Here is a 23,570-nt window from a genome sequence, read left to right as displayed (position 1 = left end):
GAGGCGCGTGGGCCCCGTCGGCTAGGGCAGGACCTTGTAGAGGTCAATAGCCGTCTCCTCCGGCGGGGAGGTGAACCCGCCCTCGATGCCGGCCTGCATTCGTGGCATGAGGATGCCGTCGCGGAATTTCTCCCAGCTCTCTTTCGACTCATGGACCGCCATGATCGTCCAGCCCCCGGCCGATGCGCCTCCGGCGTGGAAGAGTTGGCCCTCCGGCAAGCGGCCTTCGCCGGGATGCACGGCGGCAATTGACGCCTCGTATTGCTCTTTCGTTCCGCCTGGGAAAAAGTGCACAACTCCGAAGGCCGAGGAAGCCATTTCTGCTCCTAGAATGGTGGGCTGTATCTGACAGGCCAGTTCTAGACCCCCTACACTTGGCATGTCAACGGGCCGGAGCTTCAGCCACGGGTCCAGTGTGCGGAACGATGGTCTGCTGTTGAGGGCACGCGCCGAGGACCCGCTTCATCGCTTCCTTCTCCGCCGGCGTGACCCACAACTGATAGGCCGCCTTCACTGAGATCTGGCGGGCAACGTAATGGCAGCGGAAGGCCTTGTTCGGCGGCAGCCAGGTGGCGGCGTCGGAGGCGCTCTTGTCCTGGTTGGCGGGTCCGTCCACAGCGATCAGGTTGAGCGGATCGTTCGCGAGATGCTCGCGTTCCTGCGCCGTCAAAAGCTGGGCCCCCTTTTGCCACGCGTCACCGAGGGCCACGACATGGTCGATCTGCACGGCTTTGCTGCTCTCGGCTCCCCGGCGGAAGGTGATCGGGTGGCCGGTGTACGGTTCCCGGAGGGTCCCGCCGGCAACCTGGCACCGGGAACCCTCCACGAATTCCGGGCCGGTCAGATCGCGCCGGAGGATGTCATTGCGCGTATCACAGCCGTTGCGGTCGACATCAAGCCATGCCTGGCCGAAGGCATCCCGGTCGTAGTTGTCCTTAGCGGCCCGGCCCTTGACCGCGAGCGTGTCCAGCACGGCCGCTGCCGCCCCGGACGGCACCGGCCGCACGGGGGCGACAGGCATCATCCAGCCCGCTGCCAGCACGGGAGCCTCGCTGGGGCCACTGCTCTCAGGTTCGGAGGCAGCGAACTGGCCCGCGGTGAAGAACCAGCCCAAGGTGCCCAGGAACAGCGCGCACACCGTAGCCAGGATCACCCAGGCCTGACGGGAACGGCGCCGGGCACGGCGGAAGTCCGTCCAGTTCAGGCTCACGACGGTGAGGGGTATGGCCGGGCTGGAAGCTTCTGCTGCACACCACGAGCCTAGGCCCGGGCGTCGCCGCAGGGGCCCGTGTCCACAGTGTGGAGGAGCAGTTCCGCGGCAGGCGCACCCTGGAGGGGCGGTGCCGCGGCACGGAGCCCCGCTCCAGCCCTACTGCTCCTTGGTCACCCGATGGAGGTCTTCCGCAGCGAGGTCCATGAGCGCCTGCAGCTGGTTCACCCGGGCGTCGTCGAGCTCACCGGCTTGACGCTTGGCGACGGCATCGTCAAGGAGGCGCTTGGCTTCCTTGACGTTGCTACGCGCTACGTCCAGCGCGTGTTCCAAGGTGGTTTCGTGCTCCACAGCCGAGTTCTGTTCCATTGCTCCATTGTGGTTCCCTTTCCCGGCCGATTCCAGTACATCGGCCGGGAAAGGAGTAACAAGTCGCGGGCGGGATCAGACTTCAACGGGGAGGCCGGCTGCCTCCAGGACCGAGACGGCGTCCTTGGCGGGGAAGGACGGCGGGTTCACGCCGGCCATTTCCTCCATGACGCGGACGACCTGGCAGCTGTAGCCGAACTCGTTGTCGTACCAGACGTACAGAACCAGGTTCTTGTCGTTGGAGATCGTCGCCAGCCCGTCGACGATGCCGGCGCGGCGCGAGCCGACGAAGTCCGTGGAGACAACCTCGGGCGAATCGATGTAGTCGATCTGCTTGCGGAGTTCGGAGTGCAGCGACATTTCGCGCAGGTAGTCGTTGATCTCGTCCTTGGTGGTGCCGTTTTCCAGGCTCAGGTTCAGGATCGCGAGGGACACATCGGGGGTGGGGACGCGGATGGAGCTGCCGGTGAGCTTGCCCAGCAGTTCGGGCAGGGCCTTGGCGACGGCCTTCGCGGCACCGGTTTCGGTGATGACCATGTTCAGCGCCGCCGAGCGTCCACGGCGGTCACCTTTGTGGAAGTTGTCGATCAAATTCTGGTCGTTCGTGAAGGAGTGGACAGTCTCCACGTGGCCGTGCACGACGCCGTAGCGGTCGTTGATTGCCTTGAGCACCGGCGTGATGGCGTTGGTCGTGCAGGACGCCGCAGTCACGATCTTGTCCGAGTCGGTGATCGTGCCGTGGTTGATGCCGTGCACGATGTTCTTCAGGTCGCCCTTGCCGGGGGCCGTGAGGAGGACACGGGAAACACCCTTGCTCTGCAGGTGCTGGGAGAGGCCCTCGGCGTCGCGCCAGCGGCCCGTGTTGTCGACGAGGAGGGCGTCGTGGATTCCGTAGGCGGTGTAGTCCACCGTGGCGGGGTTGTCCGAGTAGATGACCTGGATCTGGACGCCGTTGGCGGTGATGGTGTCGTTCTCGAGGTCCACCTTGATGGTGCCCTCGAAGGAGCCGTGCACGGAGTCGCGGCGCAGGAGGCTCGCACGCTTGGTGAGGTCATTGTCGGAGCCGCGGCGCACCACGATGGCGCGCAGGCGCAGGCCGTGGCCGCCGCCGGCCTTTTCGATCAGAAGGCGGGCCAGGAGCCGGCCGATGCGTCCGAAACCGTAGAGGACGACGTCGGTGCTGGTGCGGTCGTCCCCGCCGCGCTTGCCGACGATCTCGGCGAGTTCGCCGCGGAGGAATTCATCCAGGCTGGCGCCGTCGCCTTCGGCGCGGTACTTCTCGGTGAGGCGGGCAACGTCGATGGCCGCCGCGCCGAGGTCCAGCTTCGTCAGGGCATCGAGCAGCGGCGCCGTCTCTTCGAGGCGTAGTTCTTCCTTGCTCATCCGGCGGGCGAAACGGTGCGCCTTGAGGATGTTCATAGTGGACTTGTTGATCAGGCTGCGTCCGTGGATGGAAGTCACCACATTGTTCTCGCGGTACAGCCGGCCGATCACCGGGATCATGGCCTCGGCGAGCGCCTCACGGCCCATCCACGTATCAAGACAAGAATCTGATGTCTGGCTCACAGAACTACCTTCCTAGAATCAACCACATACGACGTCGTATGCGGAAGTCGGCCGCCGGAGGATATCCGGCACCTCGGCGCCGGCGGGGATTCGGTCCACCCCGGGCGCCTCGTGTTGCGCAAGAAAAAGCCGCCGGCTGCGAACGCAGACCCGGCGGCAGAACTTCTACGTTCGCTATCCATTCTAGGTCGGCAGCACAGCGGCCGGCGCCCTGTTACACGTGAAATCACTCACACGGGCGCAGCACAGGAAAGCGCAAGAAAATGGATGGGTTGACCGATACGCCGGGTTCTGTGTTCCCGCGCTGTTACCGGCGCGGGAATAGCGGCCATCCATCTACGGACGCCGTTGCCGACGCCCTCCAGCGGCCTACCCGGACACTCGGGCGGGCAGCCCTCAAACGTGTCCTGTCTGGCCTTGCTCCGGGTGGGGTTTACCTAGCCTTCCCGGTCGCCCGGGAAGCTGGTGGTCTCTTACACCACCGTTTCACCCTTACCTGCTCTCCCCGCCGTGCGGACACGGCCGGAACGCGGGCGGTCTGTTCTCTGTGGCACTGGCCTGCGGGTTACCCCGAGTGGGCGTTACCCACCACCCTGCCCTGCGGAGCCCGGACGTTCCTCGAGCCACTTGCGTGACGCGCGGCCGCCTGGTCAACCCATCCGCTGTACATTCTACGGGCTCCCTCCGCCCCGGGGCACCGGGATCCTTTTCCTGTCCCCGGTGGGAGAATTGAAGGAAGATCGGGGCCGGCCCGGCACCCGGAATCAGGTTGGACCAGGAGGGGATCCGCGTGGACCTCACCAGCATCGTCGTTCTGCTCGTCGTCATTTTTGTCGTGGTGACGCTGGCGCGGATGTCCATCCGGATTGTGCGCCAGTATGAGAAGGGCGTCCTCTTCCGGCTGGGCCGCGTTGTCGGCGTGAGGATGCCGGGCCTGCGCTTCATCGTCCCTGTGATCGATAGGCTCCAGCTGGTCAGTCTCCGGATCGTGACGATGCCCATTCAGTCGCAGGGCATCATCACGCAGGACAACGTGAGCGTCGATATCTCCGCTGTGGCGTACTACCGTGTGGTCGACGCTGTGAAGTCCGTCGTGGCGATTGAGAACGTGGCGGCGGCCATCAACCAGATCGCCCAGACCACCCTGCGGAAGGTTGTCGGCCGGCACAGCCTGGACCAGACGCTGTCCGAAACCGAGCGGATCAACAGCGACATCCGGGAGATCCTGGACGCACTGACGCTGGAGTGGGGCGTCGAGGTCACCCTTGTGGAGTTGAAGGACATCCAGCTGCCAGAGAGCATGAAGCGCGCCATGGCCCGGCAGGCTGAGGCAGAGCGGGAGAAGCGGGCGAAGATCATTGCCGCCGAAGGCGAGTCCATTGCCGCTGCCGCCCTTGGTGCGGCCTCGGACACCATGATGGCGCACCCGCTGGCCCTGCAATTGCGGAACCTGCAGTCCCTCGTGGAAATCGCGGTGGACAAGAACTCGACTGTCGTCTTCCCTGCGCCGCTGATGAGCACCATCGGGGAGCTCTCCGCTTTCCTCGCCCGTGAGAACCAGGCCGCCCAGGCGATGGCGCAGGCAGTGGGGCCGGCGTCCTCGGCGGCGTCCTCAGCCGCGATCAAGGCGGCGTAGAAAGCCCCGATTGCAGGCGCTCCCCGTGGCGGTGTTGCTGCACGGCACAAGGAGCGGCAACCGCTTCGTGTTCGACGTATGTCCATGGGTGTTCTTGGTGTGCTGCTGCTCGCATCGCACGGAAAAGTCGCCGGGCTCCCCGGGGTGGCTGCCTGAACCCGCGCAAAAGCTGTCGCCGGTAGGATCGTACGGTGCTGATTCTGCTGCCGCCCTCCGAGGGCAAGACCCCTGCTGCCGGCGGGGACGCCGTCAACTGGGCCGCCCTGAGCTTCCCGACGCTCAACACCTGCCGGGCCAAGGTCCTCGACGCGCTCGGCACAGTCAGCGCCCACGAGGACGCCCTGGCGCTTCTCGGCGTCGGCGCGTCCCTGAGGGCCGACGTCGAGCGCAATACACGGCTGCACGCCGAACCGGCGGCGCCCGCCCACCAGGTCTATTCCGGTGTGCTGTACGACGCGCTCGGCTACGACACCCTGACGGCGGTGCAGCGGAAAAAGGCCGATGAGTCCGTGTTCGTCATCTCCGCGCTCTGGGGTGCGATCCGCTTTGCCGACGAAGTTCCCGCGTACCGGCTGTCCATGAGTACCGCGCTGCCCGACGTCGGACGGCTGGCGTCCTTCTGGAAACCGCAGCTGAACGAGGCCCTGGCGGCCGCAACGGCGGGCGAGCTGCTGGTGGACTGCCGCTCCAGCACCTATGCCGCGGCCTGGACTCCCCCGCCGGCCCAGACGGTCGCGGTCAACGTCTTCACCGAGGCCAACGGTGTGCGCAAGGTGGTCAGCCACTTCGCCAAGCACACCCGCGGCGAACTGGCACGTCATCTGCTGCAGCGGCGGGGCAAGGCTCCGGCGACCCCGGCCCGGCTGCACAAGGCCGCGGCCGAGAAATGGACCGCGGAACTCGTCGAGGGCACGGCCCGGAAGCCGCACACGCTGAACATCATCCTGCCCAACTAGCTGGCAGCAGGGGCCGTTTTGAGCCCCCAAAACGGCCCCTGCTGCCAGTCAGTTGGGGGTCAGGCCCACTCGGCCGAACGGACCAGGATGCAGCCGGAGTCGGGGCAGAATACGATGTCGTCCTCGGCCGCGGCCTTGATTTCGGCCAGGTCACCGGGGCTGAGGTGCATGCCGGAGCCCTCCGAGGTGCCGTGGAACAGCCGGGCTGCGCCGACGCCGCGCTTTGCCAGGGTCTTTTCGTAGATCGCGAGCATTCCCGCGTCCAGCCCGGCGGCGAACTCCGCTCGGCGTCCGCGCACCACCGCGGCCTCGGCGGCGATTCCGGCCAGCTGCTCGTCCAGTTCGGCCCGGATGGTGCCGAACGAACCCTGGATGTCATCGACAATCTGCTGTTGGGAGGCCTGGCGGAGGCGGAGGGAGTCCAGCCGCTCGAGGACTTCGAGCTCGACGTCCTCGAGGTCGGAGCGGCGCTTGTTGAGCGAGACGAGGTCCCGCTGCAGGGCAACGAGGTCCTTGGACAGTCCCGTGCCGCTGTTCAGCCTGGCCTCGTCGCGTCCGATCCGGGAGGCCACCTGCTCGACGTCGGCTTCGGCGCGTTTGAGCTCCAGTTCGGCGTCGTGGACGGCCACCTTGGCCGCACCGAGCTCGCCGTTGGCCACGCTGAGGGCCGCTTCGAGATCGGTGATCCGGGAATCGCTTTCAAGGCTTCGGCGGCGGTTGGACAAGGACTTGAGCTTGGCATCGAGTCCCTGCAATTCGAGCAACTTCAACTGTTCCGCCGGTGCTGCCTTGGCCACTATTACCTCCGCTTGTTCCTACCGGCCGGAGCCGGGCACCGTATCGGCGCTCCCTAGACTCTAGCGCCTAGCGTCTTCCCCGGCCTCGCTACGCTCACCCGGGGCCCCTCGCACGCCAGGCTTAGCCCGGAGTCAGAATGAAGTCCCATGGATCGCTGTTGGTGGTGCTGACCCTGATCTCGACGTCGTGCCCCTGGTCGCTGAGCACATTGCCGAGCGCTTCGGCGGCGGCGGGCAGCCACAGCCATTCGCTGGCGAAGTGTGACACGTCTATCAGGTAGGGCCTGTCGTTGACGGCAGCCTCGCGGGCCTCCGACGCCGGATGGTGCCGCAGGTCCGCCGTCAGGTACACGTCCGCGTTGCTGGCGCGAACCTCACCAAACAGCGAGTCACCCGACCCGCCGCACACAGCGACCCGCCGCACCAGGCCGTCCCGGTCCCCGGCCACACGGACGCCGCCGGCCACGGACGGCAATATGCCGAACACCCGCGCAGCGAAGTCGCCCAGCGTCAGCGCCTCCCCGAGATCCCCGACCCGGCCGATTCCCTCCTCCGGGAGCCCGTTCGTGGCGGGGGTCAGCGGGGCCACGTTCTGCAGGCCCAGCGCATCGGCCAGGACGTCCGACACGCCCCCGACGGCGGAGTCACCGTTGGTATGGACGGTCAGCAGCGCGGTCCCGGACTCGATCAGGCGGTGGATGGCCTTGCCCTTGGCCGTATTCGCGGCAACAGACGTCACGCCTTTGAGCAGCAGCGGATGATGCGTGATGAGCAGTTCGGCGCCGGCGTCGATGGCTTCCTCGATCACGTCGAGCGTCGGGTCGACGGCGAAGAGAATCCTGTGCACCTCCGCGTTCGGATGGCCCGCCACGAGGCCCACCTCGTCCCAGTCCTCGGCGAGTGATTCGGGCCAGAGTTCCTCCACCGCCAGGAGGATCATGCCCAGCGTCGCGGCGCCTTCGGCCTCTTCAGTGCCGGCGTCCCCGGCGGGAACGGTGCCGGCGTCGGAACTGGCGCCAGTACTGGTGCCGCTGTTGGGGCCGCCGTTTGTGCCTTCGGCCGGATGAGCTGAAACGTCGGTGTTCACAGGTTCCATACCCTCATTTTTACCCTATCGGGGGTACTTCCCCACCCCGCCACTTCACGGATCTGCCCGGCCGGGAATCATCGGGGCGGTTCAACCATTGAAGAGAGCATGAGAACTTTTGTCCTCGGCGGAGGCTGCTTCTGGTGCCTCGACGCCGTCTACCAGATAACCAAAGGTGTCAGCTCGGTTGTTTCCGGCTACACGGGAGGCCACGACCGCAACCCCGACTACTACTCTGTGTGCTCCGGGACCACCGGTCACGCCGAGGTGGTCGCGGTGACATTCGATGAGGACGTCATCCCGGTGGAGGTCATCCTGGACATGTTCTTCGCACTCCACGACCCCACCACGCTGAACAGGCAGGGCTACGACGTCGGCACCCAGTACCGTTCGTCGATGTTCTATGAGACCACCGAGGAGAAGATCCTCTTCGAGGAGGCGATCGATCGGAACCAGCCGCTGTGGACGAACCCGATCGTGACCGAGGTAAGCCGGCTGCCGAAGTTCCATGTGGCCGAGGATTTCCACCAGGACTTCTACGGCAAGTACCCCGGGCAGGGCTATTGCCAGGTGATCATCAACCCCAAGCTTGCCAAGGCCAGGAAATATTACTCTGCATGGCTTAATGCTTAGCCAGGGTCTGCACGCCCTCGTTAGGCTGACCTCAGCAAACCCACCTCTTCAGACAGGCATACATACATGGCACGGATCTATGACGATGTTACCCAGCTGGTTGGCGGCACTCCGCTGGTCCGGCTCAACCGGCTGACCGAAGGCCTGGACGCCACGGTCGCCGTCAAGCTGGAGTTCTACAACCCTGCCAACAGCGTCAAGGACCGCATCGGCGTCGCAATCGTCGACGCGGCCGAGAAGTCCGGTGCCCTCAAGCCCGGCGGCACCATCGTCGAAGGCACGTCCGGCAACACCGGCATCGCCCTTGCCATGGTCGGCGCCGCCCGCGGCTACAAAGTCATCCTGACCATGCCGGAAACCATGTCCACCGAACGCCGTGTCATGCTCCGCGCCTACGGCGCCGAGATCGTCCTGACCCCCGGCTCCGAGGGTATGCGGGGCGCCGTGGAGAAGGCCCAGGACATCGTGGCCAACACGGAAAACTCCATCTGGGCCCAGCAGTTCGCCAACGAGGCCAACCCCGAGATCCACCGCCAGACCACGGCCGAGGAAATCTGGTCCGACACCGACGGCAAGGTGGACATTTTCGTCGCCGGCGTCGGCACCGGCGGCACCGTCACCGGCGTCGGCCAGGTCCTCAAGGAGCGCAAGCCCGACGTCCAGATCATTGCCGTCGAGCCCAAGGACTCCGCCATCCTCAACGGCGGCGCCCCGGGCCCGCACAAGATCCAGGGCCTCGGCGCCAACTTCGTCCCGGAGATCCTGGACACCAACGTCTACGACGAGGTCATCGACGCCACCCTCGAGGACTCCGTCCGGGTCGCGCGCGATCTGGGCATCAAGGAAGGCATCCTGGGCGGCATCTCCTCCGGCGCGATCGTGTGGGCCGCTCTGGAGCTCGCCAAGCGCCCGGAGAACGCCGGTAAACTCATTGTTGCTGTTGTCTGCGACTTCGGTGAGCGTTACATCTCCACCGTGCTGTATGACGACATCCGCGGCTGAGTCCCAGCCCGCTGTCCCACGATTCCCCTAGAAAGGTCTTTGTGAGCTTCTTCGCAAGGCTTAAGGAAGACCTCGATGCCGCCCGGTCACACGACCCGGCGGCTCGAGGTTCTTTTGAGAACTTCTTCGCTTACTCCGGCCTGCACGCGATCTGGTTCCACCGCGTGACGCACCGGCTCTGGCAGAACCCCGCACTGCGGTTCCCGGCGCGGCTGATTTCCCAGCTGGCCCGGTTCCTCACCGGAATCGAAATCCACCCCGGGGCGACGATCGGCCGCCGGTTCTTCATCGATCACGGCATGGGAGTCGTCATCGGCGAGACGGCCGAGATCGGCGAGGACGTCATGATCTACCACGGCGTGACCCTGGGCGGACGCTCCTTGGCCAAGATCAAGCGGCACCCCACCATCGAGGACCGCGTCGTGATCGGGGCCGGGGCCAAGGTCCTGGGACCCATTACGATCGGCCGGGACTCCGCCATCGGCGCCAACGCCGTCGTGGTCAAGGACGCCCCGGCCGAATCGATCCTCACGGGCGTGCCGGCAACCTGGCGTCACCGCGACGCGCAGCGCGAGACCAAACCCGCCGTCGACCCGGCCGAGTACCTCATCGAATACCGGATCTAGGCAGCCGGAAACCGCTTGTAGATGCTCCAGAGCACGACGTCGAACACCCGGTCCGGCAGCAGGTGCCGCAGCAGCAGGATGGCCTTGGCGCTCCCGCCCACCGCGTAACGCGTCCTGGGCCGCGCCGCCGTGGCGGCGTGGACTATCGCGTCGGCTACAGCCTCCGGCTTCGTCGACGTTGCCGCGTTCTCAGTCGTGGCCAGGGCCGCCGCCATCACCTTGGCCTGGGCCGCGTAGGGCCCCTCCGCGGAACGTGCCAGCAGGCCCTGCGCGGAGATGGCGCCCCACTCGGACTGGGTTCCGGCCGGTTCGATGATGGACACGCCGATGCCGTGCGGCTTGAGCTCGATCCGGAGGGAATCGCTGAGCCCTTCCACGGCGAACTTGGTGGCGTGGTACCAGGCCCCGAGCGGTTCGTACATCTTGCCGCCGATGGAGGACACGTTGATGATCCGCCCGGCGCGGGCGGCCCGCATGCCGGGAATCACGAGCTGCGTCATCCGGGCCAGGCCGAAGACGTTGACGTCGAACTGCCGCCGCCCTTCAGCGAGCTCCACTTCCTCCAGCGAGCCGTACGTACCGTACCCGGCATTGTTCACGAGCACATCGATCCGGCCGTGGACCGACAAAACGTCGCCAACGGCCGCTGCCATCGATGCCTCGTCCGTGACGTCCAGCGCCACGACGTTGACGCCGTGGGCCTTCAGCGGTTCCATCTTCTCCACCCGGCGGGCACCGGCATAGACGGTGAATCCGTGCCCGGCAAGCTTTTTCGCGGTCTCAAAACCGATTCCGGTGGACGCACCGGTGACAAACGCTACTGGCTGGGGCACTGACGGACTCCTGGTGTCGGGGACTGCATGGACCCGGCCCGCCCGGGCTGCGGTGCAACACGAACGGCCGGCACCCCAGAGTATCTGGAAAGTACCGGCCGTTCGGGAGGGCCGAGTGGTTTCCCGGCCCGGCTTCCCTTTGAGTTGCCGCGCCTAGTGGGTGTCCACTGCCTCGATCTCGGACTTGTCCTCGCCCCAGAGGGTGTGGAACGTGCCTTCGGCATCGATGCGGCCGTAGGTGTGGGCGCCGAAGAGGTCACGCTGGCCCTGGATCACGGCGGCGGGCAGGCGCTTGCGGCGCAGGCCGTCGTAGTAGGCCAGGGATGAGGAGAACACCGGAACGGGGATGCCGAGCTGGACCGCCGTGGCGACAACGCGGCGCCAGGCCGGCAGGACCTCGGCGATCGCCTTGGTGAACGCCGGGGCGAAGAGCAGGTTGGCGGGCTTCTCCGCAGCGGCGTAGGCCTTGGTGATTTCCTTGAGCAGCTCCGCGCGGATGATGCAGCCGCCGCGCCACAGCGAGGCGATCTCGTCAAGCTTCAGGTCCCAGCCGTATTCCTTGGCGGCGGAGGTGAGCATGTCCAGTCCCTGGGCGTAGGAGACCAGCTTGGACGCGTAAAGCGCCTGGCGGACGTCCTCGACGAAGCCCTCGGGGACCTCGACGGCGGCTTCTCCGCCGGCCAGGAGTTCCTGGGCCAGCTGGCGCTGCTCGGTCTGCGAGGACAGGGCGCGGGCAAACACCGATTCCGCGATGCCCGACGTCGGGGAGCCCAGCTCGAGCGCGGAGATGACCGTCCAGCGGCCGGTGCCCTTCTGGCCTGCGGCATCGACCACGACGTCGACGAACGGCTTGCCGGTCTTCGCGTCGACGTGGCCGAGCACCTCAGCGGAGATTTCGATCAGGAACGAGGCGAGATCGCCTTTGTTCCATTCGGCGAAGATCTTGGCCTGCTCGGCCGGTTCAATCCCGGCCCCTGAGCGCAGCAGGTCGAAGGCCTCGCCGATGACCTGCATGTCCGCGTATTCGATGCCGTTGTGCACCATCTTGACGAAGTGGCCGGCGCCGTCGGTGCCGATCCAGGCGCAGCAGGGCTTGCCGTCCACGTGGGCGGCGATCTTTTCCAGCAGCGGGCCGAGGGCGTCGTAGGACTCTTTGGAGCCGCCAGGCATGATCGAGGGGCCGTTCAGGGCACCTTCCTCGCCACCGGAGACGCCGATGCCGACAAAGTGCAGATCCTTCTTGGCCAGCGCGGCCTCGCGGCGGCGGGTGTCCTCGTAGTGTGAGTTGCCCGCGTCGATGATGATGTCGCCCGGCTCCAGGAGCGGCTCAAGCTGTTCAATCACGGAGTCGACCGGCTTGCCGGCCTTGACCATGATGAGCACGCGGCGCGGCTTCTCCAGCGAGTCAACGAGTTCCTGGAGCGTTTCCGTGCGGACGAAATCGCCGTCGGTGCCGTGCTTCTCCAGCAGGGCGTCGGTCTTTTCAACGGACCGGTTGTGCAGGGCAACGGTGAACCCGTTCCGGGCCAGGTTGCGGGCGAGGTTGGCCCCCATCACCGCAAGGCCGGTGACACCGATGTGTGCTGACATCAAAACTCCAATTCATTTCTGTGCAACGAGTGCAGTTTGTTCCGCACGACGGCGGAACTCGCTTCTTTGGGATCAGTGGCTGTCAATAAACCATATGTATCTGCGCGGGCTACGGGAAAGCAGCGCCCACGTGGCGGAATACTGCGCGTCATAAACAGTCTATGATTCCCCGTACCCGCCTGCCGGTACCGGCCCCTTCGGTGCCGCGCCACTATGCTTACGACTATGTCAACGAGTCTCCACCATCGTGCCATTGAGCACCTCGGGACCCGCATCGTCGCTGGCGAGCTCCCGGCGGGCCACGTCATGCTGGCCGAGCACCTCGAGGACGAGCTGAAGGTCTCCCGCTCGGTGGTCCGCGAGGCCGTCCGTGTCCTGCAGTCCCTTGGCCTAGTCGAAACCATTAAGCGCGTTGGCATCCGGGTCCTTCCCGCCAGCCGCTGGAACCCTTTCGATCCGCTGGTGATCCGCTGGCGCCTGGCCGGCGCAGGCCGCGGAGCCCAGCTTCGCTCGCTCGCCGAGCTGCGGACCGCCGTCGAGCCCGTCGCCGCGGAACTGGCGGCTCTGAACGCTCCCGAGGAGCTCCGGCGCGAGCTCGTGGAGATTTCCCACGAAATGCGCGACGCCGGCCACGCCGGCGATGTTCCCCGGTTCCTGGAGCTGGACATCCACTTCCATTCCCTGCTGCTGACCGGATCCGGCAACGAGATGTTTGCCAATATGGTGGGGCAGGTCGCGGAGACGCTGACCGGGCGCACCGTGCACGGCCTCATGCCGGACCATCCGCGCGAAACGGCGCTGCAGTGGCATGTGGAAGTCGCCGAGGCAATTGCCGGCGGGAACGCCCCCGCGGCGCGGGAGGCCTCGGAGAAGATCATGAGGGAGACCATCGCGGAGATGGAGCCCGAGTGGAAGAACCAGCCCAGGGTGTTCGTCACTCCCCCGCAGCCGCGCTGAAGTCCAGCAGCACCTTTCCGGATTCGGCGGAATTCCTGGCAACTTCGAAAGCCTCCAGTCCGTGTCGCAGTGCGAAGGTGTGGGTGATCACCGGGTCGGCGAACAACGACCTGTCCGCCAGTGCGCCGATGACGTCGTCGATTTCGTCGTTGAAGCGGAAAGAGCCCAGCAACTCAAGCTCACGGGTAATCGCCAGCGAGATCAGGACGGGCTGGGGACCGGAAGGCAGGAGACCTACCATCACCACCTTGCCGCCGCGGACAGCGCCCTTGATCGCCGAGGCCAGGCCGTGATGGCTGCCGGAGGACTCGATGACAACATCCGCCTCCACCGCTGCGATGGCCTCTGCGTCGTCGCCGTTGAGGACCTCGTCCGCGCCCACGGCCAGGGCTATTTCCAGCGGCCTGGCGTGCATGTCCACGGCCACGATCCGCCGTGCGCCCGAGCGTTTCAGGACAGCCACTGCCAGCGCGCCGATGGGGCCGCTTCCGATTACCAGGGCCGTCTTTCCTGCCGCGTCCCCGGCACGTGAAACGGCGTGCCAGGCGACACTGGCCGGTTCCACCAAAGCAGCGGTCCGCAGCTCCAGGCCGGCGGGCAAGGGGCGGAGCATCCGGGCGGGCAGCGTGGCATACCGGCTGAATGCCCCGTCGGTGTGCGGGAAGCGTGCGGCGCTGCCCAGATAGGTGCAGCCTGGTGAAAGGTTCGGCCGGTCCTCGGGATAACGGGCGGCACCCGGACCCGGTGTGGCGGGATGCACGGCGACGGCCGTGCCGGCCGCGGGACCTGTGCCGTCGGCGGCCGCGAGGAGCACGGTCCCCACGATTTCGTGGCCCAGGATCATGGGAGCCTTGAGGACGGATTCGCCCGCAGCACCGTGCACCCAGTAGTGCAGGTCGGAGCCGCAGATGCCGCCGAACGCCACTTCGACTACAGCTTCATCCGACGCCGGTGCGGGCACTGGAACGTGCTCGATCCGCAGGTCCCCTGCTGCGTGGGCCACCACGGCGGCCGCTGTGGCCGGAAGTCCTGTTAGGCCGCGCATCAGACCACCACCGTCATTCCGCCGTCGATAAAGATTGTCTGGCCGTTGACGAAATTCGAGCCGTCGGACGCGAGCCAGACCGCCGGGCCGGCCAGGTCCTGCACGGTCCCCCACCGGTGCGCCGGGGTCCGGCCCAGGATCCACGAATTGAACTCCTCATCATCGACCAGGTTCTGGGTCATTTCGGTGTGGATGTAACCGGGTGCAATGCCGTTGACCTGCAGCCCCGACCCGGCCCATTCCGCGGTCATGGCCCGGGTCAGGTTCCGGAGCCCGCCCTTGGCAGCGACATAGGGGGCAATGGTGGGCCGGGCCAGGTCCGTCTGGACGGAACAGATGTTGATGATCTTGCCCCGGCCCCGCGGAATCATCCGCCGCGCCGCCTCCCGCCCCACGAGGAACGCGCTGGTCAGGTCCGTCGAGATCACTCGTTCCCAGTCGGCCACGTCCAGCTCCAGCATGGGGACGCGATGCTGGATGCCGGCGTTATTCACCAGGATTTCAAGCGGTCCGACGTTGTCTTCCACCCAGGCAATGCCGCGGGCCGCCTCGGTGTCGCGGGTGACGTCGAAGGCGCAGCTGTGGACCCGCCCCGCCGGGTAGTCCGCGGCCATCGCCGATTCCGCGTCTTTGAGCCGTTCGGGGTTGATGCCGTTGAGCACCACCGTGGCGCCGGCGTCGGCCAGCGCCCGGGCCAAGGCGTTGCCTATCCCGCGGCTGGAGCCGGTGACCAGCGCGGCCCGGCCGGTCAGGTCAAAAAGTCCACTCATGGTTCGCTGATCCTTAGTTCGTCGCTGCTGCCGGGTTGTCCGTTGTGTTTTCTGTTGTGCTGCACGTGGTGATGCCGCTGAGATGCGAAATTGTCTGGCGCACGACGGCGAGGTCCCGGTCTCCGAGTCCTTGCCGCTTCAGTTCCGCGTACAGTTCGACGCCGGCGCGGGCCATCGGCACGGCGGCGCTGACGGCGGCGGCGCTTTCCAGCACAAAGGAAAGGTCCTTGTGCATGAACTTGGCGGGCCCGGTGGGGTTGTAGTCCTTGGCGGCGAGCCGAGGGCCCACGACCTCCAGGACCCTGCTGCCGGCCAGGCCGCCGGCGAGCACTTCGTAGAGTGCCGCAACGTCCATGCCCGAGCGTTCGGCGAGCTCCGCGGCTTCGGCGAGTGCCGCCGTCGTGGTTCCGACGATGAGCTGGTTGCAGGCTTTGGCCAGCGATCCCGAACCCAGCGGCCCCAGCCTGCGGACCGTAGAGCCCATCGCGCTGAAGAGCGGCAGGAGCCTGCGGAAATCCCCTTCCGTCGCGCCCGCCATGATGGCAAGGGTCCCGTCCTCGGCGCCCTGTGTGCCGCCGCTGACGGGAGCATCGACGACGACGGCGTTCCCGCCGCTTGCCCGGGCCACCCGCGCCCCGAAGTCCTTGACCGCGGCCGGCGAGACGCTGCTCATGACAAGAACGGCGGTTCCGGCGACCGGTGGATTTGCGGACCAGCTGGCCAGCAGTGCCGCACTTGAGTCCTCGATGTGGGAGATGTCCGGAAGCATGAAGATGATGACCGGCATGTCCCGGAAGTCTTCGACCCCGGCCACGCGTCCGCCACCAAGGGCCTCGAACGCTTCAAGGGGCGCCGGCGAACGGTTCCAGGCGCTGACGGCCCAGCCCGCCCGGAGCAGGTTGGCCGCCATCGGCGCACCCATGAACCCCAGGCCCACAAAGCCGGCTTCCCTGCCGTCCGTATCCATGCTACCTCACTTCGTCGTGGTTAATCTTTTGGAATCTGTTCAATACCCTAACCTCCATTCAGTATGATGAACACTATGACGCTTAAAACCACCGTCGCGGTCGCCGTCCCCCTCGAAGCAGAGCTTGTCGAGCGCATCCGCGCCGTAGATCCCTCCGTTACCGTCCTTTACGATCCAGGGCTGCTGCCGCCGGAACGCTTTCCCGCGGACCACTCGGGCGATCCGGGCTTCCGCCGGACACCGGAGCAGGAGGAGCGCTACTGGGACATGCTCAACAGCGCCCAGATCATCTACGGGTTCCCCAACGAAAGCCCCGCCGGCCTGGCCAGGATCGCTCGCAGCAACCCGCACCTTGAGTGGATCCATGCCATGGCGGCCGGCGCCGGCGGTGCCGTGAAGGCCTCGGGGCTGGATGCCGAAACGCTGCGGAAGTTCAAGGTGACCACTTCGGCGGGCGTCCACGCTCTGCCACTGGCGGAGTTCGGCGCCCTGGGAATCCTCAACGGCTTCAAGCGCAGCGCGGAGCTCGCGCAGGACCAGGCGGCCAAAGTCTGGCCCGAGCTCCGCACTCCCACGCGCCTGGTCAACGGCTCCCACCTCGTCATCACCGGGCTGGGTGAAATCGGGCTCGAGACGGCACGCATCGCCCGCGCCCTGGGCATGACTGTCAGCGGCACCAAGAGGACCGTTGAGCCCATCGACGGCATCGAGGAGGTCGCGGACAACGACGGCCTCGCAGGCCTGCTGGCCACGGCGGACGCCGTCGTCAACACCCTTCCCGGCACGCCGTACACCGAGCGGCTGTTCACCCGTGAAGTATTTGCGGCCATGAAGCCGGCGACGGTCTTTGTGAACGTGGGCCGCGGGACCGTGGTGGACGAGGAAGCCCTGCTGGAGGCCCTCGGGAACGGCCAGGTCTCGTACGCGTGCCTCGACGTGTTCGCCGTGGAGCCGCTCCCCCAGGACAGCCCCCTGTGGAGCCATCCCAACGTCATGGTGTCCCCGCACACCTCGGCCCTCAGCGCAGCCGAGAACCGGCTGATCGCCGAGCGTTTCTGCAGCAACCTGCGGACGTTCCTCGACGGCGGCGAACTCCCGCACCTGGTTGACACGGTCCACTTCTACTAGGCCCCTGCCAGGCCCTACCGGCTCCCGCAGGGTCCCACAGGGCCCGACCAGGTCCCACAGCCGGCGCCGCGCCGATGCACGAGTTCATTAGCGGATCAGACCGGCACCATGTCAAAGGCGGCAGCGCGGCACCATTTCAAGGGCGGCTTCTCCGGAAACGGAGGGGCCGCCTTTGCGTTGCCGGGCCGGGCGACGCGCATCCGGTTTGGCGACGCGCATCCCGCCGGGCGACGCGCATATGCCTCTCCGCTACGGGTATTCCCTGCATGTCAGATATTTTGCGCGTCGCCCGGTAATTCCCGTGGCGCACAAAAGCCGTGGCCCTTCCTCAGCGGAAGCAGCCACGGCCTTTGGTTGCGCAGGACGGCCGGCGAGCAGCCTGGAACGACTAGCTTGCGTCCTCCGTGAGGAGGAGGTCGCGTGCCACTGTCTCCGGGGTGAAAAACGTAGTGACGAATGAGATGAGGGCAAGAACCGCCGAGTACACGGCGAGCACCAGCCAGGAGTAGTTCGTGGAAGCGAGTAGCGCGGCGCCTACGAGCGGAACCAGTCCGCCCGCCAGGACCGCGGAGAGTTCGCGGCTCATGGCGACGCCGGTGAACCGGTACTGCGAGCCGAAAAGTTCAGGCAGGAGCGGGCACTGCGGTCCGAGCATCGACTGAACCCCAAGGGCGATGCCCACCACCATGACGGCCCAGACAAGCGTCACATTGCCCAGCGTCACCAGATAGAACGCCGGAAACGCGATGAGCGCCTGGAAGAGCGCGCCGTAGCGATAGACGGGCACCCGGCCGAACCTGTCCGACAACGCACCGAACGTGACCACCATGACGGCCGCGAAGCCGGCAGCTATCAGCAGGCCCACAGGTCCGATGAACTTGTCGCCGGGGAATACCCCATCCTTTGCCGCCAGAAAGGCGATGAGGAGTGCGGAGTAGATCGAGGAATTTCCGTTCTCCCCCATGCGCAGGCCGATGCCGATCAGCACGTTCTTCTTGGAGTGCTTCCAGAGTTGGCCGATGGGGTTTTTGACCACGCTCTTGTGCTTCTCGAGCTCCTGGAAGACCGGCGTTTCCTTCAGCCGCAGCCGGATGAAGACTGCCACCGCTATCAGGATAACGCTGGCCAGGAACGGCACGCGCCACAGCCAGCCTTCGAGGACGGCCTTGTCAGCCATCGCGATGAGGGCAAACGTTCCGGCGCCGAGCAGGGTGCCCAGCTGGATGCCGACGAACGGGAGCGAGGCGAAGAAGCCACGACGGCGGCGCGGTGCGACTTCGGAAATCAACGTGGTGGCGCCCGCCTGCTCCGCGCCGGCACCCAGTCCCTGCAGGATGCGCAGGGTCACCAGGAGGACTGCGCCCAGCATCCCTGCCTGTTCGAACGTCGGCAGCAGGCCGATGGCGAAGCTTGCGGTACCCATCAGGCCGATGGTGAGGAGGAGGACCATTTTGCGGCCGAACCTGTCGCCGATGTGGCCGAAGATCACTCCGCCAAACGGCCGCGCGGCGAAACCCACCCCGTACGTGGCAAACGAGGCGATCAGCGCTCCGTCCTCACCGAGCGGCTTGAAGAACAGCGGGCCGAAGATCAGGGCCGAGGCCAGGCCGTAGATGTAGAAGTCGTAGTACTCCAGTGCGGAGCCCACTGAACTGGCAAGAGTTGCCCGCCGCAGCTGTTCCGGATCGACGACGGCGTCGTCCGCTTCAGTCAATGGCTTATTAGTACTAGTTGTCACAAGCACTCCCTCAAGAACACTCCAGACCCCCGTTGGCCTGGTGGGATAGGAACAACCCCTGAGGGATCGGTCACCATGCTGAACAGCGTACAACATAGTGATCGGTTAGCCAATGAGTTATCAGATTTGAATTTCCGTACGCACCCGGCTGGTTGCCGGCCCGAGCCCTACCCCATGGGATTCCCAAGGGACCGCGCCAGTTCCTTGAGCTCCTTCACCATCAGGGCGCCCTGCTCTTCCGTGTAGGTGGCCTTCAGTGCGGTAACCGACAAGCCCAGGCTGGGCCCGTGCGCACCGTGCGTTGGTACCGAGACGGCCAGGCATACGACGCCCGTGGTCGATTCCTCATCCTCGAAGGCGTAGCCCTGCTCCCGGATGACGGCGAGTTGTGCCTTGAGCTCGGCTCCGCTCCGGAGCGACTTCGGAGTCAGCACCGGAAGTTGGGCATCGTCCGGGAACATCTCGGCGATGTCGTGGTCGTGCAGCCGCGCAATGAGCGCCTTGCCCACGGCGCAGAGGGACACCGGCATCTTGTCCCCGATGTTGGAGGTCAGGCGGACGGCGGGGTGACCCTCATAGCGGGCCAGGTAGATCACGTTTGTTCCATCGAGCATCGCAATGCGGACGGTTTCGCCCGAGAGCGTGGGCGCCTGCTCGCAGAACTGGTAGAACTCCTGGACCTCGTCAAGGCGGCTAAGGTAGGCCGCGCCGAGCTCGACCAACTTGCGTCCGAGCGTGAACTCGGCACCGTGGCGCTTGATGAGCCTGGCCTCCTCCAGCGCAAGCAGGAGGTTGGACGTTGATGATTTTGGAATTCCCAGCTCCCTGGCGAGGTCACTCAGCGTGAGGCGCCCGGTCGCGGAGGCTGCAAGGGCCTCCAGCACGGCCGCGGCGCGGGTTACCGCGGGTGCGGGCGAGGCGCTCCCCAGCCCGTCAGCGGTTCGGGGAACTCGGGAATCGGCCATGATTCTCCTTCAGGTATCGCGCACGTGCCGCCGGCAACATTTCAATGCCGTTCATTCAGCTGAACAGTAACCATCATAATGTCTAGAGCGCCAACCGCGCCCGGAGGGCTGCCATCGACTTCGCGCAGCCTCTCGATGCCGCCGGATGCCGTCAGGCTGCGGCCACCACGGGATTCGTAAGCTGTCCGATGCCTTCAATGTGGCAGGTGACGGTGTCACCGGGAAGGATACGGGCGCATTCGGCAGGGAAGCCGGTCAGCAGCAGGTCGCCCGGATGAAGCGTCATGAACGACGTCACATAGACCAGAATTTCCTCTACTCCCCAACCGAGGTCAGCGGAGCTGGCCGCCTTGAGCTCCGTGCCGTTGTGGGTGATCCCGATCGCCAGGTCGGCGCCATCCAGATCTGTGACGATCCACGGCCCCACCGGGGTGAACGTATCCTGGCTCTTGGCGCTGATCCACAACTCGTCGGTCTTTTGCAGGTCCCTGGCGGAGACGTCGTTTCCGATGGTGAAACCGAGAACCGCGGACCGTGCATTGCCCAACGTCAGCCCCCGGGCCCGGCTCCCGACGACGATCGTCAGTTCTGCCTCCGGCTCGACGCGTCCTACGCCTGCCCCGAGTTCTACGGCATCTCCCGGCCCGACAACGCTGGTCGACGCCTTGTGGAACGCCTGGGGAGGGAGATCGCGGCCCGTCTTGCCGGTGTTGTGCGCCATGCCCAGGACATTGGCCGGGACGCTCGGCGCCAGGAACGTGAACGAACTTTCTTCAACCGCGGCCCCGAGCTCCCAACCACTGCGGGGTGGGCTCCCGGCGTTGGCCAAGGAACCGGGGAACGGCGTGTTGATCACCGTCCACGTCTTCCCCGCGTCACTTCCGAACTCCAAGGCGTCGTTGGCGACGAAGAACTGCTCAGACCCCGAAACCGGGGAGAGGGGGCGGACACGGGCAATGCGGCGGGCACTCGCTGTGGTCATGGTGACATCCTAGGTGCCGGGCCGGGGCGGGAACTGAATGTGTCCGGCTGGCGCTTCGGGTCCGCACGCCAGTCCGAAATCGTCGTGGCAGAGAGCACCTCCGTTCCGTCATCCCGAGCCCCGGAGGGACCCGTGCGATTGCCGGACGCATGTAAGCCAAACCGCAGACTCTGCCCGGGGGCGGCCCAGAGTTTTGGGTCAAGCCACGTCTGGACGCGGCTCCTTCCAAGCACTTTCAATTAGGCCATCGAATGGCTATTTCGGCTGGCCAGAACGGGTGCCCGCGTGTTTCACATTTCCTAATATTCACGGTATATTCGTTACAAGCCTTCCACCGCGGCATCCCCCAATAGTCGCGGTGGAAGGCTTTTCCAATGCCCGGACGCAATGCCCCAACTTTTCGTCGCTCTTGCCACGTCCGTCCCGTTGGCTCGTACCGTGCCGCGCACCTACGTCCGATTCCCTTTGTTGCGGCCAATTCCCCCGCTCAGCGCAATTTCCTGCGCCGGGGTCCGGCCAGTTCCGCCGTGAGCTTTGTTTCGCGGTCAACGCTCCAGGAGCGTCGCAACACTCCTTCAGGAAGCCGTTCCTCCGCCTACGCGGCGTCCGCGATGGCCCCGCGCAGGCGCCAGCCCCCGCCCAGGCCGTCACGGATGAGCTCCATAGTGGTCAGGGCCGATCCGTTGTTACGGCCCAGCCTCGCCTGGACCTGCCAGACCTCAACGTCGACCCGGCTGAGCCCTTTCGGCATCCTGCGCTCTGCTTCCCACCAGCTCACCCGCTCAAACCAGCGGACGGGCTCTGCCCCCACGGTCCATTCACGGCCACCGCGGACCACCGCCAGGGGTCGCCCGCCGGGTCCCGTCTTCAACATCACATGTTCCATGCCCGTCACAGTAGGGCTGGGCCCTGACACTTTTGACGGCGCTCCCACCAAACCCTCATCCACCGTTGCTGACGGCACTCCCGGCTGGGACCCCGGGCGGATCTAGGGGATGGTACGGAGATGGGACGCACTACACCCAGAATGCCAAGCGTGCCGTCGCGGAGTTCGTGGCTGCCTGGCCCGGCTGGGACCTGCCGACACTGACGCCGTACCAGACGGTTGCAGCGACCACTTACACCCCGTCTGGGGTCTACGTGGTGCTCTCGCCTGACGGGACGAATACCGGCTGACGGTAGCGAACGGCGGAGCACTCACGGCGACCGCCATATAAGACCGGTTAAGTTCCCCAGCTGAAACGCCCCAACCTCCGTCACTGGCGGGTGGGGCGTATCGCCTAGTGCCGGGTGCGACAGGCTAATTGGCGGTGAGATCGTTCCGGAGGCTCACAGGAGGCCCACCCAGAAGCTTCCCCAGGAACGTCCTGATACCTGCTAAGACGGAAACGTATTCAACAATCGTTAGTTCCGGAGATCTTTCAGCTGCACTCATCAGGGCTGTGAGTTCTTGGATCTCAGATTCCGTAGGCTGAGGCTCTCTACGGCTGACTCTGTATGGGCTTCGTTCCATCAGCGGAGACTACGACCCAGGAACGAACGGTGCACGAGTAGTGGTTACCGGCATTTCATGACGCCGACCACTCGCTATCGGATAGGCAAGTCGGGATAAGATCCTTTATCCCCGGCAATCATCTGGATACGTGACTCGCCAATGCGCATATGATCCATGCATGGCCCCTGAAGGCAATAAACCAGTTTTTCGCACTCGGGAGGAAGTGGCCCCTGAGCTAGGCATGTCCAAGACGGAGCTTCGTCGGTACTGCCGTGAATCCGGCCACTGCACCCGCCTCAGCAAGAACCGCATCATGCTCCATGAGGATGATGTCAAGCACCTGATCAAATGGGTGCGGGAGCGCGGGAATTCCGTCGGCAGCTGGGCGGACGAACCCGAACCAGACCCGTTCGGGTGAGTCCTCCGCAGGGCCAATGAGGCGGGTTAAGTTCCTCAAAAAGACTTCCCCGCTCTCCATCATGGGAGGGCGGGGCGTTCTCTCGTCTTCACATTAGCTCCGGCTACGAACCCATCTTGTCGATGTACCGCGGACAGAAGGCACCAACGGCCGAGCCATGGATCGAAACCGGCAGTGGCACCGTGTAGTCCACACCCGCAGCAGCCTTGAGTACGTACTGGTTGATGTCGCTGCCCTTTGCGCCACCGTCGTACATCTTGCAGAAGCCTTGGCCGATTGTGACCGGATCGGCGTCTGCGGCAGCTTTGAGGCCAGCCTGATCCTTGCGGACACCTTCGAGGTAGATGGCGGTGATCTGCTCGTCCCTGGTTGCCTGCTTGGTCGCCATGGCCGGCGTGGGCGATGCACTGCTCGCCGGGGATGAGGGACTGGTGCTTTCTGTCGCGACGCCGGTCGCAGACGCGGTGCTTTGGGCCGCGACACTGCAGCCGGTGAGCAGGAGTGCGGATAGCGCAAGGAGCGCGAGTGATTTGTTCATGCGGTTCCGGAATTTTTCAAGCTGAGCGGTACCAGCGGGAGTTAGGCGGCTGACTGTTCGGCGTTTTCCTTGGGTTGGTTGATCCACGCCGGTCCTGGGAGTGCGAGGATCTKGGGATCGGTCGTGGTGGTGAAGCGTTCGGGGTGTTTCGCCCGGGCTGCGGCGAGCGTTGCCGAGCGTTCTTTGGCCACGGCGGCGGCATGGCCGTAGTGGACGTTCGCGGGTGTGTGGAAGCCAATGCCAGAGTGCTGGTGGTGATGGT

General features: G+C 65.6%; 24 protein-coding genes, 1 other RNA gene and 1 pseudogene. 8 read left to right on the top strand and 18 right to left on the bottom strand.

Annotation, left to right across the window (positions count from 1 at the left end; genetic code table 11):
• Window positions 1-21: 21 nt before the first annotated feature.
• The 5 genes from AC1DCZ_RS09835 to rnpB form a co-directional block, all read right to left on the bottom strand.
• Entirely contained in the window at window positions 22-318 is a 297-nt protein-coding gene (locus tag AC1DCZ_RS09835) for a hypothetical protein (RefSeq protein ID WP_476974419.1), read from the bottom strand.
• 64 nt (window positions 319-382) lie between these two features.
• Entirely contained in the window at window positions 383-1,210 is an 828-nt protein-coding gene (locus tag AC1DCZ_RS09830) for an HNH endonuclease family protein (RefSeq protein WP_476974418.1), read from the bottom strand.
• Between the two features lie 159 nt (window positions 1,211-1,369).
• A complete protein-coding gene (locus tag AC1DCZ_RS09825; protein WP_476895678.1) occupies window positions 1,370-1,579 on the bottom strand; it encodes a hypothetical protein in 210 nt (69 codons plus the stop codon).
• 75 nt (window positions 1,580-1,654) lie between these two features.
• Window positions 1,655-3,145 (bottom strand): glyceraldehyde-3-phosphate dehydrogenase, encoded by a 1,491-nt coding sequence (locus AC1DCZ_RS09820; protein ID WP_476974417.1) that lies wholly within the window; start codon window positions 3,143-3,145, stop codon window positions 1,655-1,657.
• A 264-nt stretch (window positions 3,146-3,409) separates the two neighbouring features.
• An RNA gene (rnpB, locus tag AC1DCZ_RS09815) (RNase P RNA component class A) lies at window positions 3,410-3,803 on the bottom strand.
• Between the two features lie 132 nt (window positions 3,804-3,935).
• Here rnpB and AC1DCZ_RS09810 point away from each other — a divergent pair.
• Both AC1DCZ_RS09810 and AC1DCZ_RS09805 read left to right on the top strand, forming a co-directional pair.
• A complete protein-coding gene (locus AC1DCZ_RS09810) occupies window positions 3,936-4,781 on the top strand; it encodes a slipin family protein (RefSeq protein ID WP_476974416.1) in 846 nt (281 codons plus the stop codon).
• A gap of 191 nt (window positions 4,782-4,972) precedes the next feature.
• Window positions 4,973-5,737, top strand: a complete 765-nt coding sequence (locus AC1DCZ_RS09805) for a YaaA family protein (protein WP_476974415.1) — start codon at window positions 4,973-4,975, stop codon at window positions 5,735-5,737.
• A 59-nt stretch (window positions 5,738-5,796) separates the two neighbouring features.
• Here the strand turns inward: AC1DCZ_RS09805 and AC1DCZ_RS09800 are convergent, their stop codons facing one another.
• Window positions 5,797-6,534 carry a zinc ribbon domain-containing protein gene (locus AC1DCZ_RS09800; RefSeq protein WP_476974414.1) on the bottom strand — a complete coding sequence of 246 codons (738 nt, stop codon included), beginning with the start codon at window positions 6,532-6,534 and terminating at the stop codon, window positions 5,797-5,799.
• 121 nt (window positions 6,535-6,655) lie between these two features.
• Entirely contained in the window at window positions 6,656-7,630 is a 975-nt protein-coding gene (locus tag AC1DCZ_RS09795; RefSeq protein ID WP_476974413.1) for a Nif3-like dinuclear metal center hexameric protein, read from the bottom strand.
• Between the two features lie 99 nt (window positions 7,631-7,729).
• On the opposite strand from AC1DCZ_RS09795, the gene msrA reads away from it, so the two are divergent.
• The 3 genes from msrA (at window position 7,730) to epsC (ending at window position 9,882) form a co-directional block, all read left to right on the top strand.
• A complete protein-coding gene (gene msrA / locus AC1DCZ_RS09790) occupies window positions 7,730-8,254 on the top strand; it encodes a peptide-methionine (S)-S-oxide reductase MsrA (RefSeq protein ID WP_476895672.1) in 525 nt (174 codons plus the stop codon).
• A 66-nt stretch (window positions 8,255-8,320) separates the two neighbouring features.
• Window positions 8,321-9,256 (top strand): cysteine synthase A, encoded by a 936-nt coding sequence (cysK, locus tag AC1DCZ_RS09785; RefSeq protein WP_476974412.1) that lies wholly within the window; start codon window positions 8,321-8,323, stop codon window positions 9,254-9,256.
• A gap of 41 nt (window positions 9,257-9,297) precedes the next feature.
• Window positions 9,298-9,882, top strand: a complete 585-nt coding sequence (epsC, locus tag AC1DCZ_RS09780) for a serine O-acetyltransferase EpsC (protein WP_476895670.1) — start codon at window positions 9,298-9,300, stop codon at window positions 9,880-9,882.
• Here the strand turns inward: epsC and AC1DCZ_RS09775 are convergent.
• Complete coding sequence (locus AC1DCZ_RS09775; RefSeq protein ID WP_476974411.1) at window positions 9,879-10,715, bottom strand: oxidoreductase; 837 nt, start codon at window positions 10,713-10,715, stop codon at window positions 9,879-9,881. The genes epsC and AC1DCZ_RS09775 overlap by 4 nt on opposite strands.
• 153 nt (window positions 10,716-10,868) lie before the next feature.
• Window positions 10,869-12,305, bottom strand: coding sequence for an NADP-dependent phosphogluconate dehydrogenase (gndA, locus tag AC1DCZ_RS09770; protein ID WP_476974410.1), 1,437 nt, complete (start codon window positions 12,303-12,305; stop codon window positions 10,869-10,871).
• Window positions 12,306-12,530: 225 nt separating this feature from the next.
• Between gndA and AC1DCZ_RS09765 the strand changes: the two genes are divergently transcribed.
• Window positions 12,531-13,262 carry a FadR/GntR family transcriptional regulator gene (locus tag AC1DCZ_RS09765; protein ID WP_476974409.1) on the top strand — a complete coding sequence of 244 codons (732 nt, stop codon included), beginning with the start codon at window positions 12,531-12,533 and terminating at the stop codon, window positions 13,260-13,262.
• Here the strand turns inward: AC1DCZ_RS09765 and AC1DCZ_RS09760 are convergent.
• The 3 genes from AC1DCZ_RS09760 to AC1DCZ_RS09750 are packed head-to-tail and all read right to left on the bottom strand — an operon-like array spanning window position 13,240 to window position 16,044.
• Window positions 13,240-14,307 carry an L-idonate 5-dehydrogenase gene (locus AC1DCZ_RS09760; RefSeq protein WP_476974408.1) on the bottom strand — a complete coding sequence of 356 codons (1,068 nt, stop codon included), beginning with the start codon at window positions 14,305-14,307 and terminating at the stop codon, window positions 13,240-13,242. The genes AC1DCZ_RS09765 and AC1DCZ_RS09760 overlap by 23 nt on opposite strands.
• On the bottom strand, window positions 14,307-15,077 hold the full coding sequence (locus AC1DCZ_RS09755) for an SDR family oxidoreductase (protein WP_476974407.1): 771 nt from the start codon (window positions 15,075-15,077) through the stop codon (window positions 14,307-14,309). Before AC1DCZ_RS09755 ends, AC1DCZ_RS09760 begins: the two co-directional genes overlap by 1 nt.
• Window positions 15,078-15,090: 13 nt before the next feature.
• Window positions 15,091-16,044 (bottom strand): NAD(P)-dependent oxidoreductase, encoded by a 954-nt coding sequence (locus AC1DCZ_RS09750; protein WP_476974406.1) that lies wholly within the window; start codon window positions 16,042-16,044, stop codon window positions 15,091-15,093.
• 63 nt (window positions 16,045-16,107) lie between these two features.
• Between AC1DCZ_RS09750 and AC1DCZ_RS09745 the strand changes: the two genes are divergently transcribed.
• Complete coding sequence (locus AC1DCZ_RS09745; protein WP_476974405.1) at window positions 16,108-17,172, top strand: D-2-hydroxyacid dehydrogenase; 1,065 nt, start codon at window positions 16,108-16,110, stop codon at window positions 17,170-17,172.
• A 388-nt stretch (window positions 17,173-17,560) separates the two neighbouring features.
• On the opposite strand, the gene AC1DCZ_RS09740 is transcribed toward AC1DCZ_RS09745, so the two are convergent.
• The 4 genes from AC1DCZ_RS09740 to AC1DCZ_RS09725 form a co-directional block, all read right to left on the bottom strand.
• Window positions 17,561-18,910 carry an MFS transporter gene (locus tag AC1DCZ_RS09740; protein ID WP_476974404.1) on the bottom strand — a complete coding sequence of 450 codons (1,350 nt, stop codon included), beginning with the start codon at window positions 18,908-18,910 and terminating at the stop codon, window positions 17,561-17,563.
• A 167-nt stretch (window positions 18,911-19,077) separates the two neighbouring features.
• Window positions 19,078-19,875, bottom strand: a complete 798-nt coding sequence (locus AC1DCZ_RS09735; RefSeq protein ID WP_476974403.1) for an IclR family transcriptional regulator — start codon at window positions 19,873-19,875, stop codon at window positions 19,078-19,080.
• Between the two features lie 151 nt (window positions 19,876-20,026).
• On the bottom strand, window positions 20,027-20,857 hold the full coding sequence (locus tag AC1DCZ_RS09730; protein ID WP_476974402.1) for a fumarylacetoacetate hydrolase family protein: 831 nt from the start codon (window positions 20,855-20,857) through the stop codon (window positions 20,027-20,029).
• A 595-nt stretch (window positions 20,858-21,452) separates the two neighbouring features.
• Complete coding sequence (locus AC1DCZ_RS09725; protein ID WP_476974401.1) at window positions 21,453-21,743, bottom strand: hypothetical protein; 291 nt, start codon at window positions 21,741-21,743, stop codon at window positions 21,453-21,455.
• Between the two features lie 832 nt (window positions 21,744-22,575).
• On the opposite strand from AC1DCZ_RS09725, the gene AC1DCZ_RS09720 reads away from it, so the two are divergent.
• Complete coding sequence (locus tag AC1DCZ_RS09720) at window positions 22,576-22,770, top strand: hypothetical protein (RefSeq protein ID WP_476974400.1); 195 nt, start codon at window positions 22,576-22,578, stop codon at window positions 22,768-22,770.
• Window positions 22,771-22,873: 103 nt separating this feature from the next.
• Here the strand turns inward: AC1DCZ_RS09720 and AC1DCZ_RS09715 are convergent, their stop codons facing one another.
• Both AC1DCZ_RS09715 and AC1DCZ_RS09710 read right to left on the bottom strand, forming a co-directional pair.
• Window positions 22,874-23,308, bottom strand: a complete 435-nt coding sequence (locus AC1DCZ_RS09715) for a hypothetical protein (protein WP_476974399.1) — start codon at window positions 23,306-23,308, stop codon at window positions 22,874-22,876.
• A gap of 41 nt (window positions 23,309-23,349) precedes the next feature.
• Window positions 23,350-23,570: pseudogene (locus tag AC1DCZ_RS09710) on the bottom strand (IS3-like element ISAar46 family transposase); the annotation flags it as partial.

This window comes from Arthrobacter sp. 10N418, assembly GCF_056394725.1.
The sequence above is the reverse complement of the archived record's forward strand: the minus strand, read 5'-3'. Positions and strand labels throughout refer to the sequence as shown.

Coding starts and splice junctions, on each gene's coding strand:
- AC1DCZ_RS09835 (WP_476974419.1), bottom strand. CDS start 318: ATGGCTTCCTCGGCCTTCGGAGTTGTGCACTTTTTCCCAGGCGGAACG.
- AC1DCZ_RS09825 (WP_476895678.1), bottom strand. CDS start 1,579: ATGGAACAGAACTCGGCTGTGGAGCACGAAACCACCTTGGAACACGCG.
- AC1DCZ_RS09795 (WP_476974413.1), bottom strand. CDS start 7,630: ATGGAACCTGTGAACACCGACGTTTCAGCTCATCCGGCCGAAGGCACA.
- msrA (WP_476895672.1), top strand. CDS start 7,730: ATGAGAACTTTTGTCCTCGGCGGAGGCTGCTTCTGGTGCCTCGACGCC.
- cysK (WP_476974412.1), top strand. CDS start 8,321: ATGGCACGGATCTATGACGATGTTACCCAGCTGGTTGGCGGCACTCCG.
- gndA (WP_476974410.1), bottom strand. CDS start 12,305: ATGTCAGCACACATCGGTGTCACCGGCCTTGCGGTGATGGGGGCCAAC.
- AC1DCZ_RS09765 (WP_476974409.1), top strand. CDS start 12,531: ATGTCAACGAGTCTCCACCATCGTGCCATTGAGCACCTCGGGACCCGC.
- AC1DCZ_RS09760 (WP_476974408.1), bottom strand. CDS start 14,307: ATGCGCGGCCTAACAGGACTTCCGGCCACAGCGGCCGCCGTGGTGGCC.
- AC1DCZ_RS09755 (WP_476974407.1), bottom strand. CDS start 15,077: ATGAGTGGACTTTTTGACCTGACCGGCCGGGCCGCGCTGGTCACCGGC.
- AC1DCZ_RS09750 (WP_476974406.1), bottom strand. CDS start 16,044: ATGGATACGGACGGCAGGGAAGCCGGCTTTGTGGGCCTGGGGTTCATG.
- AC1DCZ_RS09745 (WP_476974405.1), top strand. CDS start 16,108: ATGATGAACACTATGACGCTTAAAACCACCGTCGCGGTCGCCGTCCCC.
- AC1DCZ_RS09735 (WP_476974403.1), bottom strand. CDS start 19,875: ATGGCCGATTCCCGAGTTCCCCGAACCGCTGACGGGCTGGGGAGCGCC.
- AC1DCZ_RS09730 (WP_476974402.1), bottom strand. CDS start 20,857: ATGACCACAGCGAGTGCCCGCCGCATTGCCCGTGTCCGCCCCCTCTCC.
- AC1DCZ_RS09725 (WP_476974401.1), bottom strand. CDS start 21,743: ATGGAACATGTGATGTTGAAGACGGGACCCGGCGGGCGACCCCTGGCG.
- AC1DCZ_RS09715 (WP_476974399.1), bottom strand. CDS start 23,308: ATGAACAAATCACTCGCGCTCCTTGCGCTATCCGCACTCCTGCTCACC.